General features: G+C 60.1%; 19 protein-coding genes and 2 tRNA genes. 17 read left to right on the top strand and 4 right to left on the bottom strand.

Annotation, left to right across the window (positions count from 1 at the left end; all coding sequences use genetic code 11):
* Window positions 1-2: 2 nt before the first annotated feature.
* From ruvB to nadA, 12 genes are all read left to right on the top strand, one after another.
* The gene (gene ruvB / locus J7302_RS15880) at window positions 3-1,055 is read left to right on the top strand and encodes a Holliday junction branch migration DNA helicase RuvB (RefSeq protein ID WP_215376729.1); all 1,053 of its coding nucleotides are present in this window, start codon (window positions 3-5) and stop codon (window positions 1,053-1,055) included.
* A 91-nt stretch (window positions 1,056-1,146) separates the two neighbouring features.
* Window positions 1,147-1,593 carry a tol-pal system-associated acyl-CoA thioesterase gene (ybgC, locus tag J7302_RS15875; RefSeq protein WP_215376726.1) on the top strand — a complete coding sequence of 149 codons (447 nt, stop codon included), beginning with the start codon at window positions 1,147-1,149 and terminating at the stop codon, window positions 1,591-1,593.
* A 2-nt stretch (window positions 1,594-1,595) separates the two neighbouring features.
* Window positions 1,596-2,291, top strand: a complete 696-nt coding sequence (tolQ, locus tag J7302_RS15870) for a protein TolQ (RefSeq protein ID WP_215376723.1) — start codon at window positions 1,596-1,598, stop codon at window positions 2,289-2,291.
* Between the two features lie 34 nt (window positions 2,292-2,325).
* The gene (gene tolR / locus J7302_RS15865) at window positions 2,326-2,784 is read left to right on the top strand and encodes a protein TolR (protein WP_215376720.1); all 459 of its coding nucleotides are present in this window, start codon (window positions 2,326-2,328) and stop codon (window positions 2,782-2,784) included.
* Complete coding sequence (gene tolA / locus J7302_RS15860) at window positions 2,784-3,794, top strand: cell envelope integrity protein TolA (RefSeq protein WP_215376717.1); 1,011 nt, start codon at window positions 2,784-2,786, stop codon at window positions 3,792-3,794. Before tolR ends, tolA begins: the two co-directional genes overlap by 1 nt.
* Window positions 3,791-5,095: a Tol-Pal system beta propeller repeat protein TolB gene (gene tolB / locus J7302_RS15855; RefSeq protein WP_215376714.1), complete on the top strand. Its 1,305-nt coding sequence runs from the start codon at window positions 3,791-3,793 to the stop codon at window positions 5,093-5,095. Before tolA ends, tolB begins: the two co-directional genes overlap by 4 nt.
* 62 nt (window positions 5,096-5,157) lie before the next feature.
* Window positions 5,158-5,655: a peptidoglycan-associated lipoprotein Pal gene (gene pal, locus J7302_RS15850; RefSeq protein ID WP_215376711.1), complete on the top strand. Its 498-nt coding sequence runs from the start codon at window positions 5,158-5,160 to the stop codon at window positions 5,653-5,655.
* Window positions 5,656-5,661: 6 nt separating this feature from the next.
* Window positions 5,662-6,489 carry a tol-pal system protein YbgF gene (gene ybgF / locus J7302_RS15845; RefSeq protein WP_215376708.1) on the top strand — a complete coding sequence of 276 codons (828 nt, stop codon included), beginning with the start codon at window positions 5,662-5,664 and terminating at the stop codon, window positions 6,487-6,489.
* Window positions 6,490-6,615: 126 nt separating this feature from the next.
* Entirely contained in the window at window positions 6,616-7,263 is a 648-nt protein-coding gene (gene queE / locus J7302_RS15840; protein WP_215376704.1) for a 7-carboxy-7-deazaguanine synthase QueE, read from the top strand.
* 71 nt (window positions 7,264-7,334) lie between these two features.
* A complete protein-coding gene (queC, locus tag J7302_RS15835) occupies window positions 7,335-8,009 on the top strand; it encodes a 7-cyano-7-deazaguanine synthase QueC (protein WP_215376700.1) in 675 nt (224 codons plus the stop codon).
* A 58-nt stretch (window positions 8,010-8,067) separates the two neighbouring features.
* Window positions 8,068-8,143, top strand: a tRNA-Lys gene (locus J7302_RS15830).
* 296 nt (window positions 8,144-8,439) lie between these two features.
* A complete protein-coding gene (gene nadA / locus J7302_RS15825; protein WP_215376698.1) occupies window positions 8,440-9,498 on the top strand; it encodes a quinolinate synthase NadA in 1,059 nt (352 codons plus the stop codon).
* A gap of 63 nt (window positions 9,499-9,561) precedes the next feature.
* On the opposite strand, the gene J7302_RS15820 is transcribed toward nadA, so the two are convergent.
* The gene (locus J7302_RS15820; RefSeq protein WP_215376694.1) at window positions 9,562-10,629 is read right to left on the bottom strand and encodes an AI-2E family transporter; all 1,068 of its coding nucleotides are present in this window, start codon (window positions 10,627-10,629) and stop codon (window positions 9,562-9,564) included.
* Between the two features lie 41 nt (window positions 10,630-10,670).
* A complete protein-coding gene (locus tag J7302_RS15815; protein WP_215376691.1) occupies window positions 10,671-10,922 on the bottom strand; it encodes a sulfurtransferase TusA family protein in 252 nt (83 codons plus the stop codon).
* A gap of 106 nt (window positions 10,923-11,028) precedes the next feature.
* On the opposite strand from J7302_RS15815, the gene J7302_RS15810 reads away from it, so the two are divergent.
* On the top strand, window positions 11,029-12,462 hold the full coding sequence (locus J7302_RS15810; RefSeq protein WP_215376688.1) for a M48 family metalloprotease: 1,434 nt from the start codon (window positions 11,029-11,031) through the stop codon (window positions 12,460-12,462).
* A 72-nt stretch (window positions 12,463-12,534) separates the two neighbouring features.
* On the opposite strand, the gene J7302_RS15805 is transcribed toward J7302_RS15810, so the two are convergent.
* Together J7302_RS15805 and J7302_RS15800 are read right to left on the bottom strand one after the other, a co-directional pair.
* Window positions 12,535-13,008 carry a peroxiredoxin gene (locus J7302_RS15805; protein ID WP_215376685.1) on the bottom strand — a complete coding sequence of 158 codons (474 nt, stop codon included), beginning with the start codon at window positions 13,006-13,008 and terminating at the stop codon, window positions 12,535-12,537.
* A 13-nt stretch (window positions 13,009-13,021) separates the two neighbouring features.
* Window positions 13,022-13,579 carry a glycine cleavage system protein R gene (locus tag J7302_RS15800; RefSeq protein ID WP_215376680.1) on the bottom strand — a complete coding sequence of 186 codons (558 nt, stop codon included), beginning with the start codon at window positions 13,577-13,579 and terminating at the stop codon, window positions 13,022-13,024.
* 178 nt (window positions 13,580-13,757) lie between these two features.
* On the opposite strand from J7302_RS15800, the gene dapA reads away from it, so the two are divergent.
* The 4 genes from dapA to J7302_RS15780 all read left to right on the top strand — a co-directional run bounded on the left by dapA (window position 13,758) and on the right by J7302_RS15780 (window position 17,055).
* On the top strand, window positions 13,758-14,636 hold the full coding sequence (gene dapA, locus J7302_RS15795; RefSeq protein WP_215376676.1) for a 4-hydroxy-tetrahydrodipicolinate synthase: 879 nt from the start codon (window positions 13,758-13,760) through the stop codon (window positions 14,634-14,636).
* An 18-nt stretch (window positions 14,637-14,654) separates the two neighbouring features.
* Window positions 14,655-15,773 (top strand): outer membrane protein assembly factor BamC, encoded by a 1,119-nt coding sequence (bamC, locus tag J7302_RS15790; protein ID WP_215376673.1) that lies wholly within the window; start codon window positions 14,655-14,657, stop codon window positions 15,771-15,773.
* A 96-nt stretch (window positions 15,774-15,869) separates the two neighbouring features.
* The gene (locus J7302_RS15785) at window positions 15,870-16,739 is read left to right on the top strand and encodes a phosphoribosylaminoimidazolesuccinocarboxamide synthase (RefSeq protein ID WP_215376670.1); all 870 of its coding nucleotides are present in this window, start codon (window positions 15,870-15,872) and stop codon (window positions 16,737-16,739) included.
* 226 nt (window positions 16,740-16,965) lie between these two features.
* Window positions 16,966-17,055 (top strand) — tRNA-Ser (locus J7302_RS15780).
* The last annotated feature ends 28 nt before the right edge of the window (window positions 17,056-17,083 follow it).

Here is a 17,083-nt window from a genome sequence, read left to right as displayed (position 1 = left end):
CCATGATTGAAGCCGACCGCCTGATCACCGCCAGCAGCCGCGACCGTGACGAGCAACTGGATCGTGCCATTCGCCCGCTCCGGTTGGCCGACTACATAGGTCAGCCGGTGGTGCGCGAGCAGATGGAGTTGTTCATCCAGGCCGCCAAGGGTCGCAGCGAAGCCTTGGATCACACCTTGATCTTCGGTCCGCCTGGCCTCGGCAAGACGACCTTGGCGAATATCATTGCCAGCGAAATGGGGGTGTCGATCAAGAGCACCTCTGGGCCGGTATTGGAGCGCCCGGGCGACCTGGCTGCGCTCCTGACCAACCTGGAGGCGGGTGATGTGCTTTTTGTTGACGAGATCCACCGCCTCTCGCCCATCGTCGAAGAAGTGCTCTATCCGGCGATGGAGGACTTCCAGCTCGACATCATGATCGGCGAAGGGCCGGCGGCCCGTTCCATCAAGCTGGACCTGCCGCCCTTTACCCTGGTGGGCGCCACAACGCGTGCCGGCATGCTGACCAATCCGCTGAGGGACCGTTTCGGCATCGTCCAGCGCCTGGAGTTCTACAACACGCAGGACCTGTCCACCATCGTCAGTCGTTCCGCTGGCATCCTTGGCTTGCCGATCGAGGCTGAGGGGGCCTTCGAAATTGCCCGGCGCGCGCGTGGTACCCCACGTATCGCCAACCGCTTGCTGCGCCGGGTGCGGGATTTTGCCGAGGTGCGCGGCCAGGGACATATCACTCGCACCATCGCCGACAAGGCTCTGAACCTGCTGGATGTAGATGAACGTGGCTTCGACCATCAGGACCGGCGTCTACTGCTGACCCTGATCGACAAGTTCGACGGCGGCCCGGTAGGCATCGATAGCCTGGCTGCGGCCATCAGCGAGGAGCGTCACACCATCGAAGACGTGCTGGAGCCCTACCTGATTCAGCAGGGCTATATCATGCGCACGCCAAGGGGGAGGGTAGTGACCCGTCATGCCTACCTGCACTTCGGGCTGAATGTGCCCAAGCGCATGGCTGATAACCCGACCGCTGATCTCTTCGAAGCGGGTGACGAATAGCGAAGTCCGTGGTCAAAGCGGTCTTCAGGAACCACGGACGGAAAAACAGTTGTCTGCCCGGATTGGCAACCTTTGGAGTAAGCACTAGAGTATGCGCGCGCAAAATGGGGCCCAGCCTTTCCAGCATCGTTGCCGTGTCTATTACGAAGACACCGACGCTGGCGGCATTGTCTATTACGTCAACTACCTCAAGTTCATGGAGCGGGCTCGAACCGAGCGTCTGCGAAGCCTGGGCTTTGCCCAGTCAGAGCTGGCCGGAGAGAACCTGCTGTTCGTCGTGCACTCGGCTGAAGCCCGTTATTTCGCGCCAGCCAAGCTCGATGACGAGTTGGATGTCAGTGCTGAAGTGATCGAGTTGAACCGTGCCAGCCTGCGATTTCGTCAACAGGTCAGGCGCGTCGCTGATAATGCGCTGCTTTGCGAAGGGCAGTTCCTGGTCGCCTGTGTGCGTACCGACAGTTTGAAACCCCGGGCGATTCCCGAAGTGCTGCGTTCGGCCTTCGCTGTCGATCCGGGTCTATCCCCTGCAGGAGATTAAGCGTGGAAGCCAACGTCGTCGACCATACCTCCATGTGGAGCCTGATCAGCAACGCCAGTATCGTGGTGCAGCTGGTGATGCTGACCCTGGTGGCCGCATCGGTCACCTCCTGGATCATGATTTTCCAGCGCAGCAACATGCTTCGCGCCGCCAAGAAGGCCCTGGAAACCTTCGAAGAGCGCTTCTGGTCGGGTATCGACCTGTCCAAGCTCTATCGCCAGGCGGGCAGCAACCCCGACCCGGACAGCGGCGTCGAACAGATTTTTCGCGCCGGCTTCAAGGAGTTTTCCCGCCTGCGCCAGCAGGCCGGCGTAGACCCGGATGCGGTCATGGAGGGTGTTTCCCGAGCCATGCGCGTGGCGATCTCCCGAGAAGAAGAAAAGATCGAGCAGAGCCTGCCCTTCCTGGCGACCGTGGGTTCCACCAGTCCCTACATCGGCCTGTTCGGCACCGTCTGGGGGATCATGAACTCCTTCCGTGGTCTGGCCCAGGTCCAGCAGGCCACCCTCGCCACCGTGGCTCCGGGTATCGCCGAAGCACTGATCGCCACCGCCATCGGCTTGTTCGCCGCGATTCCTGCTGTTATCGCCTACAACCGTTTTGCCGCTCGCGGCGAAACCCTGATCGGTCGCTACTACACCTTCGCCGACGAGTTCCAGGCGATCCTGCACCGTAAGGTGCACACCAGCGACGACTGAGACGCAGGTACCCCGAGAGGATAGGTTTCAAGTCATGGCCAGAATTCGCCACAAACGCAAACCGGTCGCCGAGATGAACGTGGTGCCTTACATCGACGTGATGTTGGTACTGCTGGTGATCTTCATGGTCACCGCGCCCATGCTCAATCAGGGCGTCAAGGTCGACCTGCCGAAAGTCTCCAGCGAGGCACTGCCGCAGGACAACAATGCTCGGGTCCTGACCATCTCGATCAAGGCCGATAAGTCCTATTTCTGGAATATGGGCGAGGAGGTCGATACCGATCAGGGCAAGAACAGCGACACCGCTGTTTCCCTCGACCAACTGGTGACTGCAGCATCCGGCATCATGGCTGAGAACAGCCGCCAGGGTAAAACCGTCCAGGTGTTCGTGCGCGGCGACAAGTCGGTCGACTACGGCGCCGTCATGGCGGTCATGGGTGGTCTGCAGAAGGCTGGCGTGGCCAACGTCGGGCTGATTACCGAGGCGCCCTGATGCAGCAGCAGAGCGAACGCTCCTCCTCGGAAAGCTACTTCTGGCCGACCGTCTGGGCCGTGGGTCTTCACGTCCTGATGTTCGGCATGCTGTTCGTCAGCTTTGCCTTTACCCCCGAGTTGCCGCCATCCCGGCCGATCGTGCAGGCCACCCTGTACCAGCTGAAATCGCAGAGTCAGGCGACGACGCAGACCAACCAGAAGATCGCCGGCGAGGCCAAGAAGACCTCTGCTCCCCAGTTCGAAACCGAGCAGATGGAGCAGAAAAAGTCCGACGAGCAGAAGGTTGCAGCGGCCAAGGCGGCGGAACAAAAGAAAGCCGATGAGGTTCGAAAGGCCGAGCAGGCGAAGAAGGCCGAAGAGGCCAAAAAGGTAGCCGAAGCCAAAAAGGTGGAGGAGACCAAGAAGGCAGAAGAGAAGAAGCTGGCCGATATCGCCAAGAAGAAAGCCGAAGAGCAAGCCAAGAAGAAGGAAGCTGAAGAGGCCAAGAAAAAGGCTGCGGAAGAAGCGAAGAAGAAAGCTGTAGCCGAAGCCGCGAAGAAAAAGGCTGCCGAGGAAGCCAAGAAGAAAGCTGCAGCGGAGGCCGCCAAGAAGAAAACGGCTGAAGAGGCCAAGCGCAAGGCCGCAGAAGACAAGAAGGCCGCTGCATTGGCGGAACTGCTGTCCGAGGACGTTGGGCGTCAGCAGGCATTAGCCGATGAAGTCGGCGACCAGGTTGCCGGCAGCCTCGATGATCTGATCATCAAGCTGGTCAGTGACCAGTGGCGTCGTCCGCCTTCGGCTCGTAATGGCATGAGCGTAGAAGTACTGATCGAGATGTTGCCCGACGGCACCATCACCAATGCCAGTGTTACCCGCTCCAGCGGCGATGCGCCGTTCGACAGCTCCGCCGTGAGTGCGGTGCGCAGTGTCGGGCGTATTCCCGAGATGCAACAACTGGATCGCGCTACCTTTGACCGGATGTACAGGCAGCGCCGCATCATCTTCAAACCGGAGGATTTAGGTCTGTGAACACGCTGATTCGTATCGTCCTGCTCGGAGTGGCCATGCTGGTTGGCTCCGTCCAGGCCGCTGACCCGCTGGTAATCACCAGCGGTACTGATCGGGCGACCCCCATCGCCGTGGTGCCCTTTGGCTGGCAGGGCGGCTCCGTGCTGCCCACCGACATTTCCGACGTGGTTGGTAGCGATCTGCGCAATTCCGGCTATTTCGAGCCTATCCCGCGGCAGAACATGATCAGCCTGCCGACCCAGGCCAGCGAAGTCATTTACCGCGACTGGAAAGCCCTGGGCGCCCAGTACGTGCTGGTGGGCAGTATCGTCCCGGCCGGTGGCCGTCTGCAGGTGCAGTTCGCCTTGTTCAACGTCACTACCGAGCAACAGGTCATGGCGGGTAATGTCAGTGGCTCCACTGACCAGTTGCGCGACATGGCGCACTACATTGCCGATCAGTCGTTCGAAAAGCTCACCGGCATCAAGGGCGCCTTCTCCACTCGCATGCTCTATGTGACTGCTGAACGTTTTTCGGTGAACAATACCCGCTACACCCTGCAGCGTTCCGACTATGACGGCCAGCGCGCCGTGACCCTGCTGCAGTCGCGTGAGCCGATCCTGTCGCCGCGTTACGCGCCTGATGGCCGCCGCATCGCCTATGTTTCCTTCGAACAGAAGCGTCCGCGCATCTTTATCCAGCATGTAGACACGGGTCGCCGCGAGCAGATCACCAACTTCGAAGGGCTCAACGGCGCTCCGGCCTGGTCGCCGGAAGGCAATCGACTGGCTTTCGTGCTGTCCCGTGATGGCAACCCGGAGATCTACGTGATGGATCTGGGTAGCCGTCAGCTGCGTCGTGTGACCAACAACATGGCGATCGATACCGAACCCTTCTGGGGGGCTGATGGCCAAACCATCTATTTCACCTCCGACCGTGCCGGCAAGCCGCAGATCTACAAGACCAGCATCGGCGGTGGCGAAGCGCAGCGCGTGACCTTCGTGGGTAACTACAACGCCAACCCGAAACTGTCGGCTGATGAAAAGATGCTGGTGATGATCCATCGCCAGGACGGCTTCACCAACTTCAAGGTCGCCGCCCAGGATCTGACCCGCGCCGGCTCGGCTCCGCGCATCCTTTCCGGCACTTCTCTGGACGATTCGCCCACTGTTGCGCCTAATGGCACCATGCTAATCTACGCAACTCGCCAGCAGGGCCGGGGCGTGCTGATGCTCGTGTCTACAAACGGGCGCGTACGTAATCCGATTCCCACAGTTCAGGGCGACATTCGCGAACCGTCCTGGTCGCCGTACCTGAACTGAAGCGGTTACCCAAAAAAAATACCTTTTGCTAAACACACCTGGGGTTCATTAGGAGTTACATGATGGAAATGCTGAAATTCGGCAAATTTGCTGCTCTCGCACTGGCCATGGCCGTAGCTGTTGGTTGCTCGTCCAAAGGCGGCGAAGGCACTGGCGAAGGTGCCGTTGACCCGAACGCTGGCTACAACGCTGGCGGTAGCGGCGTAGATGGCAGCATGAGCGAAGAAGCCGCTCTGCGCGCTATCACCACCTTCTACTTCGAGTACGACAGCTCCGACCTGAAGCCGGAAGCCATGCGCGCTCTGGACGTACACGCCAAGGACCTGAAAGGCAACGGCGCTCGCGTCGTTCTGGAAGGCCACACCGACGAGCGCGGTACCCGCGAGTACAACATGGCTCTGGGCGAGCGTCGTGCCAAGGCAGTTCAGCGCTACCTGGTCCTGCAGGGCGTGTCCCCGGCTCAGCTGGAACTGGTTTCCTACGGCGAAGAGCGTCCGGTTGCCACTGGCACCGACGAGCAGTCCTGGGCGCAGAACCGCCGCGTAGAACTGCGCAAGTAATTCGCCATGCGCAAGTGCCGTCGTGCTTTGACCTTCTTGGCCCTCTCCAGCCTGCCGTTCGCGGCGCTGGCTGAGGTTCCCGTGGTGGACAATGATGCTGCCGTCTACGGTGGCACCTATCCGCCTGCCGGTTACGGCACGGCTGGCGCCTACGCCGGGACGGGGGCTTCGGCCCCTGCCTCTGCCCCGGTCTCGGCGCAGGGCGAGCTATTCATGCAGCTCCAGCAGATGCAGGAAGAAATTTCCCGTCTGCGAGGAATGCTTGAGGAGCAGCAGTACGAGATTCAGCGAATGAAGCAGGAAAACCTGGAGCGTTATCAGGACCTGGATCGTCGTCTTTCCGGAGGTGCCGCAGCTGGCGCGCCGGCTACTCTGAGTACTCCTCCCGCTGGCGCACCCGCAGCCGGCAGCGCCCCGTCGCCTCAGCAGCCCGCAGCCAGTGCTGAGCCTGGCGATCCGGCCAAGGAAAAGCTGTACTACGACGCTGCCTTCGACCTGATCAAGACCAAGGACTTCGATAAGGCCAGCCAGGCGTTCAACGCTTTCCTGCGCAAGTACCCCAATAGCCAATACGCCGGTAATGCCCAGTACTGGTTGGGCGAAGTCAATCTGGCCAAAGGTGACCTGCCGGGTGCGAGCCAGGCGTTCGCCCGCGTTGGCCAAGCCTATCCGCAACACCCCAAGGTACCTGATTCGCTCTACAAGCTGGCGGATGTCGAGCAACGCATGGGCAACACCACCAAGGCCAGGACTATTCTCCAGCAGGTCGTCGCGCAGTATCCTGGCAGCTCTGCCGCCCAGCTGGCGCAGCGCGATCTGCAACGTCTTCCCTGATCCTGATTCAGAGATCAAGAAAACCCGCGCTCGTCGCGGGTTTTTTCGTTAGAATCCCCGTCCTCTAACCCTCTTTTCCCGCAACGGAGGCGGATGGCCTGTTTCGCCGTCACGCCCGTGGCTGATATGCAACATACCCTGCGAATTACAGAGATTTTCTACTCGCTGCAGGGGGAAACACGTACCGCCGGCCTGCCGACGGTTTTCGTGCGCCTCACCGGCTGCCCCCTGCGCTGTCAGTATTGCGATACCGCCTATGCGTTCAGTGGTGGTGAGATCATGACGCTCGACACCATCCTCGAGCAGGTAGCGAGCTACAAGCCTCGCTATATCTGCGTCACTGGTGGTGAGCCACTTGCCCAGCCCAATTGCATCCCGTTGTTACAGCGCCTCTGCGATGTGGGCTACGAGGTTTCCATCGAGACCAGTGGCGCCCTTGATGTGTCGGCGGTGGATTCGCGCGTCAGCAAGGTCGTTGACCTGAAGACGCCAGGTTCGGCCGAGGTCGGACGCAATCGCTATGAGAACATCGCACACCTGACGCCCAATGATCAGGTGAAGTTCGTCATCTGCTCGCGCGAAGACTACGACTGGGCCGTTTCCAAGCTTATCGAGTACGGGCTGGACCAGCGGGCTGGCGAGGTCCTGTTCTCGCCAAGCCACAAGCAGGTGGACGCCCGAGAGCTGGCGGACTGGATCGTCTCCGACAACCTGCCTGTTCGGCTGCAGTTGCAGTTGCACAAGATTCTCTGGAACGACGAGCCGGGTCATTGATCGAGCCCGGTTGCGCACCATTCCAGTCCTTGCGCTACGGCGCAAGGCAGAGCGATATCGAGGGAAATACTATGAGCGAGAAGAATGCTGTCATCCTGCTGTCCGGTGGTCTGGATTCGGCCACCGTCGTAGCCATGGCTCGCGCCGAAGGCTACGCCTGCTACACGATGAGTTTCGACTACGGGCAGCGTCATCGAGCCGAACTCAACGCGGCTGAGCGTGTTGCGCGGCAGTTGGGTGTGGTGGAGCATAAGGTGATCGGGCTCAACCTCAATGGTATTGGCGGCTCGGCGTTGACGGATGATTCCATCGAGGTGCCCGAGAGCCCCACCGAGGGCATTCCGGTCACCTATGTCCCGGCGCGTAACACCGTCTTTCTTTCCTTGGCGCTGGGGTGGGCCGAAGTGATAGGAGCGCGTGACATCTTCATCGGCGTCAATGCGGTCGACTATTCCGGCTATCCAGACTGCCGCCCAGAGTTTGTCGAGGCGTTTGAGCGCATGGCGAACCTGGCGACCAAGGCCGGCGTAGAAGGGCAGGGATTCCGTATCCGCGCACCGTTGCAGAACCTGAGCAAGGCGGAAATTGTTCAGGCGGGAATACGGCTTGGGGTTGATTACGGCCTGACGGTATCGTGCTATCAGGCTGACGACGACGGCCGTGCTTGCGGGAAATGTGATAGCTGCAGATTGCGCGCTGCGGGTTTCGTTGTAGCAGGGGTGCAGGATCCCACACGCTATCTGTAAAAAAATTACGATGAGGTGTTGAATTCCTGAATTAAATCAGTATTATACGCCTCGCGTTGGGTCGTTAGCTCAGTCGGTAGAGCAGTTGGCTTTTAACCAATTGGTCGTAGGTTCGAATCCTACACGACCCACCACTCCTTCCATCCTGTTGTAGCTTTCATTCTCGCCGTTCAGGCATCTTCTCCCAAAAATCGAAAGTTAAGGCTCATGTCTCGGGTATTTCTGCCTGGATGCCGAGCCTGGGATTTTCCATTTTTCCTGCCCGACCCACCTCTGTGTTCGCAAGCCAAGCAGCAGTCTGCAGGGCTGACCCGGTGGCTCTCAATCTGCGCTATCATCCGCGACCTGCAGCTAGTGGCCAGCGACTTGGGCCTCAGGTGTGGGTGGTATAATTTTCTTCCGTATTACTGCGCCGGCAGGTTCAGCACACATGACACAGCTTTCCGAACGCTTCCTGGTCCAAGCTCACCTTGCCGCCAAGCAGCCCAAACCGCTGACGGCGGAAGAGGAAGCGCATTTTCGTTCTGCCATCACCGCTGAGCTGAAGGCTCAGAATGCTGTGCTGGTGGCCCACTATTACTGTGATCCGGTGATTCAGGCGTTGGCTGAAGAGACGGGCGGCTGCGTGGCCGATTCCCTCGAGATGGCCCGATTCGGCAATCAGCATCCGGCGCAGACGGTGGTTGTGGCAGGCGTCCGCTTCATGGGCGAGACCGCCAAGATACTCAATCCGGAAAAGCGTGTGCTGATGCCAACCCTGGAGGCAACTTGCTCGCTTGACCTGGGCTGCCCGGTGGAGGAGTTCTCGGCCTTCTGTGACCAGCATCCGGAGCGCACGGTGGTGGTCTATGCGAACACTTCAGCTGCGGTGAAAGCGCGTGCTGACTGGGTGGTGACGTCCAGTTGTGCATTGGAGATCGTCGAAAGCCTGATGGACAACGGCGAGAAGATCATCTGGGCGCCTGACCAGCATCTGGGTCGTTACATCCAGCGTGAAACCGGAGCCGACATGCTGCTCTGGGACGGTGCCTGCATCGTCCATGAAGAGTTCAAGGCCAAGCAACTTGAGGACATGAAGGCGCTCTACCCGGACGCGGCTGTGCTGGTCCATCCTGAGTCACCTGAAGCGGTCATCGAACTCGCCGATGCAGTAGGCTCCACCAGCCAGCTGATCAAGGCTGCCCAGATGTTGCCGAACAAGACATTCATCGTCGCCACTGACCGGGGCATCTTCTACAAGATGCAGCAGCTCTGTCCGGACAAGCAGTTCATAGAGGCGCCTACCGCTGGCAACGGTGCTGCCTGCCGTAGTTGTGCGCACTGCCCTTGGATGGCGATGAACACCCTGGAGCGAACCTTGAAGTCCCTGCGCGAAGGTAGCAATGAGATCCTAGTTGATCCGGCACTGATCCCGCGTGCGGTGCAGCCGCTCAAGCGCATGTTGGACTTCACTCAGGCCGCTCGCCTGAAGTCGACCGGCAACGCCTGAGCCAGGCCTCATGCAGCAATAAAACCCGGCAACAATGCCGGGTTTTTTTGTCCAGGGAAAAAGCTATTCGTTTTCTGTCGTGGGGCTGGTACGTGGCCAGGCGTCGAGGACAGCTTTGAAAAGGGTGGCCAGGGGGATGGCGAAGAATACCCCCCAGAAGCCCCACAGACCGCCAAACAGCAGCACCGCGCAAATGATCGCAACGGGATGCAGATTGACCGCTTCGGAGAATAGCAGGGGCACCAAGACGTTGCCGTCGAGCGTTTGGATCACACCATAGACCACCATCAGATAGATGAACTGGTCTCCCCAGCCCCATTGGAACAGGGCAATCAGGGCGACCGGTACCGTTACCACGACGGCTCCGATGTAAGGCACCACCACCGAAAGACCTACCATCAATGCCAGCAGGGCGGCGTAGTTGAGACCCAGGGACACGAATGCCACGTAGGTAACGCCGCCGCAGATCACGATCTCGATGACCTTGCCGCGGATGTAATTGGCAATCTGGTCGTTCATCTCATCCCAAACCTGTGTCATCAGGGCGCGCTCCTGCGGCAGGTAGCCGCTTAGCCAGCGACCGATCAGCACGCGGTCTTTCAGGAAGAAGAACACCAGGATGGGCACCAGGACCAGATAGATCATGATGTTGACCAGTAGCGGCAGGCTAGACAGCGAGAAGGTCAACGCCCACTGGCCGAACTTGCCGATCTCGCTGCGGGTGACCTCGATGGCCTTGAGCACTTGCTCGTCAGTAACCAGGTGTGGGTACCGTTCCGGCAGCAGCAGTAGCAGTGATTGCCATTCGCCGAGCATGCGTGGAATTTCGCTGAAAAGGGTGCTCAACTGCTGCCAGAGGAGCGGAGCCAGCACCACCAGGATCACTGTCAGGGCGCCGATGAAAAGGGTAAATACAATCCACACTGCGAAAGATTGGGGTAGGTGCAGGCGCTCCAGCAAGTTGACCGCGCCTTGCATCAGGAAGGCCAGCACCAGGCCGGCAAGCACCGGAGCGAGCATATCGCCGAGGGTAAGTATGGCCGTGAAACCGAGCACGAGGATTACAGCTAGTACGACCGCTTCTTCATCCGAGAAGTAGCGTTGAACCCAGTCGCGAAGCACCTTGAGCATCAAAAATCCTTGGGTAGGCCCGCAGTGCGGGCTGGTGCAAATCAGGCCTTGCGCAGCCAGTAGCGGTAGACGCCGTCTTCGACCTCTTCATGGAGCAGTTGGTGCCCGGCGAGCTGAGCGAATGCTCGAAAATCGCGTTGCGAGCCAGCGTCGGTCGCGATGATCTTGAGCACGGCCCCGCTGGGCAGGCGATTGAGTTCGAGCTTGGCTTTGAGCAAAGGAAGCGGGCAGTTGAGGCCGCTGGCGTCCAGCTCGGCGTCGAAAGTCTCTGTTCGACTCGCTGTGTCAGTCATCGATTATCTCCAGGGAGGCACACTAGGATACCCAACGCAGTGCAACCCTGGCCAGCCGGCCGGCAGGGAGGCTAAAGTGATGGCTTTGCCGCCAAGAGCCTCGTGCATGAATCTGCTGCGCCCCACTCTGTTGACGCTTGCATGCCTCCTCGCGCCGCCAGTCATGGCGGATGACCTGCCCTCGTTGGGCGATTCGAGTTCATCGATCGTATCTCCGGATCAAGAGCACCAACTCGGCCGGGCCTGGTTGAGCCTACTGCGCGGTCAGGTCGACCAACTATCTGATCCGCAGCTGAAAGACTACGTCGAGACCAGTGTCTATCGTCTATCGGAAACCAGTCAGCTGCAGGATCGGCGGCTGGAGTTCGTGCTGCTCAATAGCCCACAGTTGAACGCCTTCGCTGCCCCTGGTGGGATCATTGGCGTCAATGGTGGTTTGTTTCTATACGCGCCAACCGAGGCTGAGTATGCCTCGGTACTCGCCCACGAATTGGCGCACTTGTCACAGCGGCACTTCGCTCGGGGTGTCGAGGCCCAGCAGCGGATGCAGATTCCGGTCATGGCGGCCATGCTCGCTGGCATCGTTGCTGCTGCAGCTGGTGCGGGCGATGCGGGCATGGCGGCAATCATGTCTACCCAGGCGGCGGCAATACAGGAACAGCGCCGATTCTCCCGGCAGAACGAGCAGGAGGCGGACCGCATCGGCCTGCTCAACCTGGAGAAGGCAGGATACGATCCGCGTGCGATGCCGCGAATGTTTGAGCGCCTCATGCGCCAATACCGCTATGACGCCAAGCCGCCGGAGTTCCTGCTCACTCACCCGGTGAGCGAGTCGCGGATCGCTGATACGCGCAATCGGGCGGAGCAGTTTCCGCCGGGCGGTGTGGAAAACAGCCTGCGCTACCAGTTGATGCGTGCTCGGGTGCAGCTCATGTTCGAGGAAACGCCAGGCATAGCCGCCAAGCGTTTCCGTGCCATGCTTGACGAGGATCCCAAGCTGGACGCTGCCCGCTATGGTCTCGCGATTGCCCAGATCAAGGGCGGCCAGCTCAACGAGGCACGCAAGAACCTCGAGCCGCTGTTGGCCAAGGCGCCGAACGAGATCGTCTACAACCTCGCCCAGGTAGATCTGGAGATCACCGGTAATCGCCTGGACGTTGCCCGGCAACGCGTCGATCGGATGCTGGGGCTTTACCCCAACAACTACCCGCTCAGGCAGATGCGCAGCGATCTCTTGATCAAGCAGGGCAAGGCTAAGGAAGCAGAGAATATGCTGGATGGCTTGCTCAAGAGTCGACCGCAGGATCCAGATGTCTGGTATGAGGTTGCCGAGGTTCGAGGCTTGGCAGGCAACACTATTGGCCTGCACCAGGCTCGCGCGGAGTATTTCGCCCTGGTTGGCGATTTCGATCAGGCGATTGAGCAGCTGGACTTCGCCAAGCGCCGTGCCAGCACCAACTTCCCGCTGGCCGCGCGAATCGACGCTCGCCAACAGGAAATGATCGAGCAGCAGAGAGTGGTCAAGCAGATGATGCGCTGACCCCGTCTACGTCTTCTGGAAACGAAAAGGCCGCGATGGAGGTCGCGGCCTTTTTTGCTTTCGTCGGGCGGATCAGCCCTTGTTTAGTGTCTGGGCAGAGGCGAGTACCGCATCCACGTGGCCGGGCACTTTCACGCCTCGCCATTCCTGGCGAAGCACGCCTTCCTTGTCGATCAGGAAGGTACTGCGGTCCACGCCCAGGTACTCCTTGCCATAGAGCTTCTTCAGCTTGATCACGTCGAACAACTGGCAGAGCGCTTCGTCCGGGTCGGAAATCAGCTCGAAGGGGAACTCCTGCTTGCACTTGAAGTTCTCGTGAGACTTCAGGCTGTCGCGCGAGACGCCGAACACCACGGTATTGGCGGCCTGGAAAGCACTGTACTGGTCGCGGAAGCCCTGACCCTCGGTGGTGCATCCCGGTGTGCTGTCCTTTGGATAGAAGTAGATCACCACCTGCTTGCCTTTGAGCGCGGAGAGGCTCACCTGCTGGCCGCTGGTGGCTTGGACGACAAACTCGGAAACGGGTGTATTCAGGGCTACTGCCATGTCTGCTGCTCCTTCAAGGATGTTGCGGGCGCCACGGTTCGATCAGTGCATCCAGGTTGAGCGCGTCGGCGAAATCCAGGAACTGGTCGCGCAGCCAACTGATCTGCGTACCGGCGGGTAATGTCACTGTGATGGTCGCATTGAGCATGGTGCCGTTGGTCTGCGGCGCCTGATAAGTGTCGCAGGTAAGGCTTTCCAGCTCGACGCGGTGATCAATGAAGAACTGGCACAGCTCATTGAGGATGTCGGGGCGATAAACTGCGCTGACATAGGCGACGTACGGCAACGATTGCGGACGTGGCTCCAACGCGCTGCTGCGTACCACATTGGCGGTGAACGCATGGCGTTTGGCGAGAATCGGCAGACCGGACTCCAGGCGCGCCAGGCCATCCCAAGTGCCGGACACCTGGACCACCAGGGCGCAGTACTCACCATGGCGAGTCAGTCGGCTGCTGACCACTGCGCAGCGGTTTTCCTGGCTGGCACGGCACAGCACATTGGTCAGCTCCATCGGGTTGCGGCCAAGGGCACTGATCACAAGGAATTGTTCGCGGGGCGGGGTGGTGGACATGCAGCATTCCTAAAGCGAGGGGAGGGCGGGCGGGGCCGCACTGTTCAAACCGGAAAGGTTAGCGAAAAGCGCCGCCGAGGGAAATGCTTCGACCTGTTTGACGGCCGTGCGCTCAGCTTGTGCAAGGCCATAGGCGACAGTACCATTACGGCTCTCTTTTTCCGGCAGGAGCGGTTGCATGATTGCGGGCAGTATGGTGGCACTGGTTACGCCCATGGATGCACAGGGTCAACTGGACTGGGACAGCCTGACCAAGCTTGTGGACTTCCATCTCCAAGAGGGCACCAACGCTATCGTCGCGGTCGGCACCACGGGTGAGTCCGCTACGCTGGATGTCAGTGAACACGTAGAAGTGATCCGCCGCGTGGTGGATCAGGTCAATGGCCGCATCCCGGTCATCGCCGGCACCGGTGGCAACTCCACCCGCGAGTCGGTGGAACTCACCAATGCGGCCAAGCAGGTCGGCGCTGACGCCTGCCTGCTGGTGACGCCGTACTACAACAAGCCGACCCAGGAAGGCCTGTACCAGCATTTCCGCCACATCGCCGAAGCGGTGGCCATTCCGCAGATCCTCTACAACGTACCGGGCCGCACCGTTTGCGACATGCTTCCGGAGACCGTCGAGCGCCTGTCGAAGATCGGCAACATCATCGGTATCAAGGAAGCCACCGGCGACCTGCAGCGCGGCCAGGAAGTCCTGGATCGTGTCAGCAAGGACTTCCTCGTCTACTCCGGTGACGATGCCACTGCCGTCGAACTGATGCTGATGGGTGGCAAAGGTAACATCTCGGTGACCGCCAACGTCGCCCCGCGTGCCATGGCGGACCTTTGCGCAGCTGCCATGCATGGTGATGCCGAAACCGCTCGCGCCATCAACGACAAGCTGATGCCGCTGCACAAGGCGCTGTTCATCGAGTCCAACCCGATTCCGGTGAAGTGGGCCCTCCACGAAATGGGGCTGATCCCCGATGGCATCCGCCTGCCGCTGACCTGGCTCAGCCCGCGTTGCCATGAACCGCTGCGTCAGGCACTCCGCCAGTCCGGCATTCTGGCTTAATCCGAGGAAGCATTACGCATGAAGCGACTGGCCGGACTCTCCGCACTCGCCCTGATTATCTCCAACACCAGCGGTTGCGGCTGGCTTTGGGGCGAAGACGGCTACTTCCGCGACCGCGGCAGTGATTACCTCGAAGCGCGCCAGACTGCGCCCATGCAAATGCCCCCGAGTGTCGAAGCCAAGCGCATCGACCCGTTGCTGCCGGTGCCCATGAACGTCGCCGACAGCCGTGCTGAAGGTGAATTCGAGGTACCGCGTCCGCTGGCTCTGCAAGCCAAGGGCGAGGTCAGTGACTACAGCCTGCAAAAAAGCGGCGAATCTCGCTGGGTAGTCGCCCAGCGTGCTCCTGCGGAAGTCTGGCCGGTTGCTCGTCAGTTCTTCGAAGATGGCGGCTTCGGCGTCGTCGACGAGCGCCCGCAGACCGGCGAATTCAGTACCAGCTGGCAACGCCTAGACCATCTTTCCGCTCCTCTGGCGCGCCGCCTCGGCAGCCGCGTGAGCGGTGTCGAGCCAAACAGCGAAATGCGCGCTCGTGTTCGCATCGAGCCGGGCGTGCAGCGTGGTAGCAGCGAAATCTTTGTTCTGACCACCACCCGTCCTGCCGGCAGCAGCGCCGATACCGATTGGCCGAGCCGTTCCGACAGCCCGAGCCTCGAGGCCGCGCTGCTCGATGAGATGCTTGCCAGCATGGCTCGCAGTGCGGAGCAGGGCGGTTCCGTCTCCCTCCTGGCAGCACGTGATTTCGATGCACCGAATCGCGTAACCCTGTCCGAAGATGGCAACGGCAACCCCATGCTCAGCCTGGGCGCTGATTTTGACCGTTCCTGGTCCAGCATCGGTCGCGCCCTGGAAGCGGGCGACGTACGCGTCGACGACATCAACCGTAGCCTGGGTGTTTACTACATCAACCTGGCTGAGCGTGCTGAGAAGAAGGATGAGAAGCCTGGCTTCTTCGCCAGCCTGTGGGGTGGCGAGCCAAGCCAGGAAGAGGTCGATGCCCGCGCTGAGCGGTACCAAGTTCGCCTGACCCAGGTTGGCGATACCGTGCAGGTTACCGTGGACAAGGACATCAACACCGTTGCGCCAGCCGATGTGGCACGTCGCATCCTGACTCTGATCCAGGAAAACCTCGGCTAATCTTGGCTAGCCGCTTCCTCAGCGGCGGGCTGTTGAAACCGAAAGGCGAAACCCATGGGTTTCGCCTGTTTCGTTTGATATAGGCGGAAAAACGACATGAGCACTCCCACCACTCTGAGCCTGAAGAAAATCTACTCGGGCAAGGTCCGCGACCTCTACGAAATCGATGCCAAGCGCATGCTGATGGTCGCGACCGACCGCCTCTCTGCATTTGACGTGATCCTCGATCAGCCGATTCCGGAAAAGGGCAAGATCCTCACCGCCATCTCCAACTTCTGGTTCGACAAACTCATCGGTCTGGTGCCCAACCACTTCACTGGTGACAGGGTGGAAGACGTCGTGCCGGCCGCCGAGTTGCCGCTGGTGGAAGGCCGCGCAGTGGTGGCCAAGCGTCTCAAACCGGTTGCAGTCGAAGCTATCGTGCGTGGCTACATCGTTGGTTCCGGCTGGAAGGAATACCAGAAGACCGGCACCGTCTGCGGCATTCAACTGCCGGCCGGTCTGAAAGAAGCCTCCAAGCTGCCCCAGCCGATCTTCACCCCCTCGACCAAGGCCGCTGTCGGCGACCATGACGAGAACATCTCCTTCGAACAGTGCGAAGCCATCATCGGCAAAGAGCTGGCGGCCAAGGTGCGCGACACCGCCATCGCCCTCTACAGCACGGCCGTCGAATACGCTGCCACTCGCGGCATTATCATCGCAGACACCAAGTTCGAATTCGGCCTCGATGAAGACGGCACCCTGACCCTGATGGATGAGGTGCTGACTCCTGACTCCAGCCGCTTCTGGCCGGTAGAAAGCTACGTCGAAGGCAAGAACCCGCCCAGCTTCGACAAACAATTCGTTCGCGACTGGCTGGAATCTACCGGCTGGAACAAAGAGCCGCCAGCTCCGGCCGTGCCTGCCGAAGTCGCGCAGAAGACCGCCGACAAATACCGCGAAGCCCTGACCAAACTGACGTCCTGACGGGTCGTATCTCTCCTCTCTCTGCGAGAGGGGCGGGCGTGAGGGATGCCAATCTCCCGCGCCCCGTTGGGCTTTGCTTCGCCCAACCCAACCTGTATCAGGTACTTCAATACTTCAAATGCGCGTGCCAACCCTGTCTCACCACGCAACCATCTGAAACCACGCGAAAAAATCGCTTTTCGGGCTTCGCCAATGCCCTCTGAGCTGATATCATGCGCGCCGCTACGGGAAGATGCCGGAGTGGCCGAACGGGACGGATTCGAAATCCGTTGTGTCAGCAATGGCACCTAGGGTTCAAATCCCTATCTTCCCGCCATATACGTAGCCTAAGCCCCTGAAATTCC

This window comes from Metapseudomonas boanensis (assembly GCF_018704125.1).
Lineage (GTDB): Bacteria > Pseudomonadota > Gammaproteobacteria > Pseudomonadales > Pseudomonadaceae > Metapseudomonas > Metapseudomonas boanensis.
Note: the sequence above shows the minus strand (reverse complement) of the source record. Positions and strands in the feature narration are given on the sequence as shown.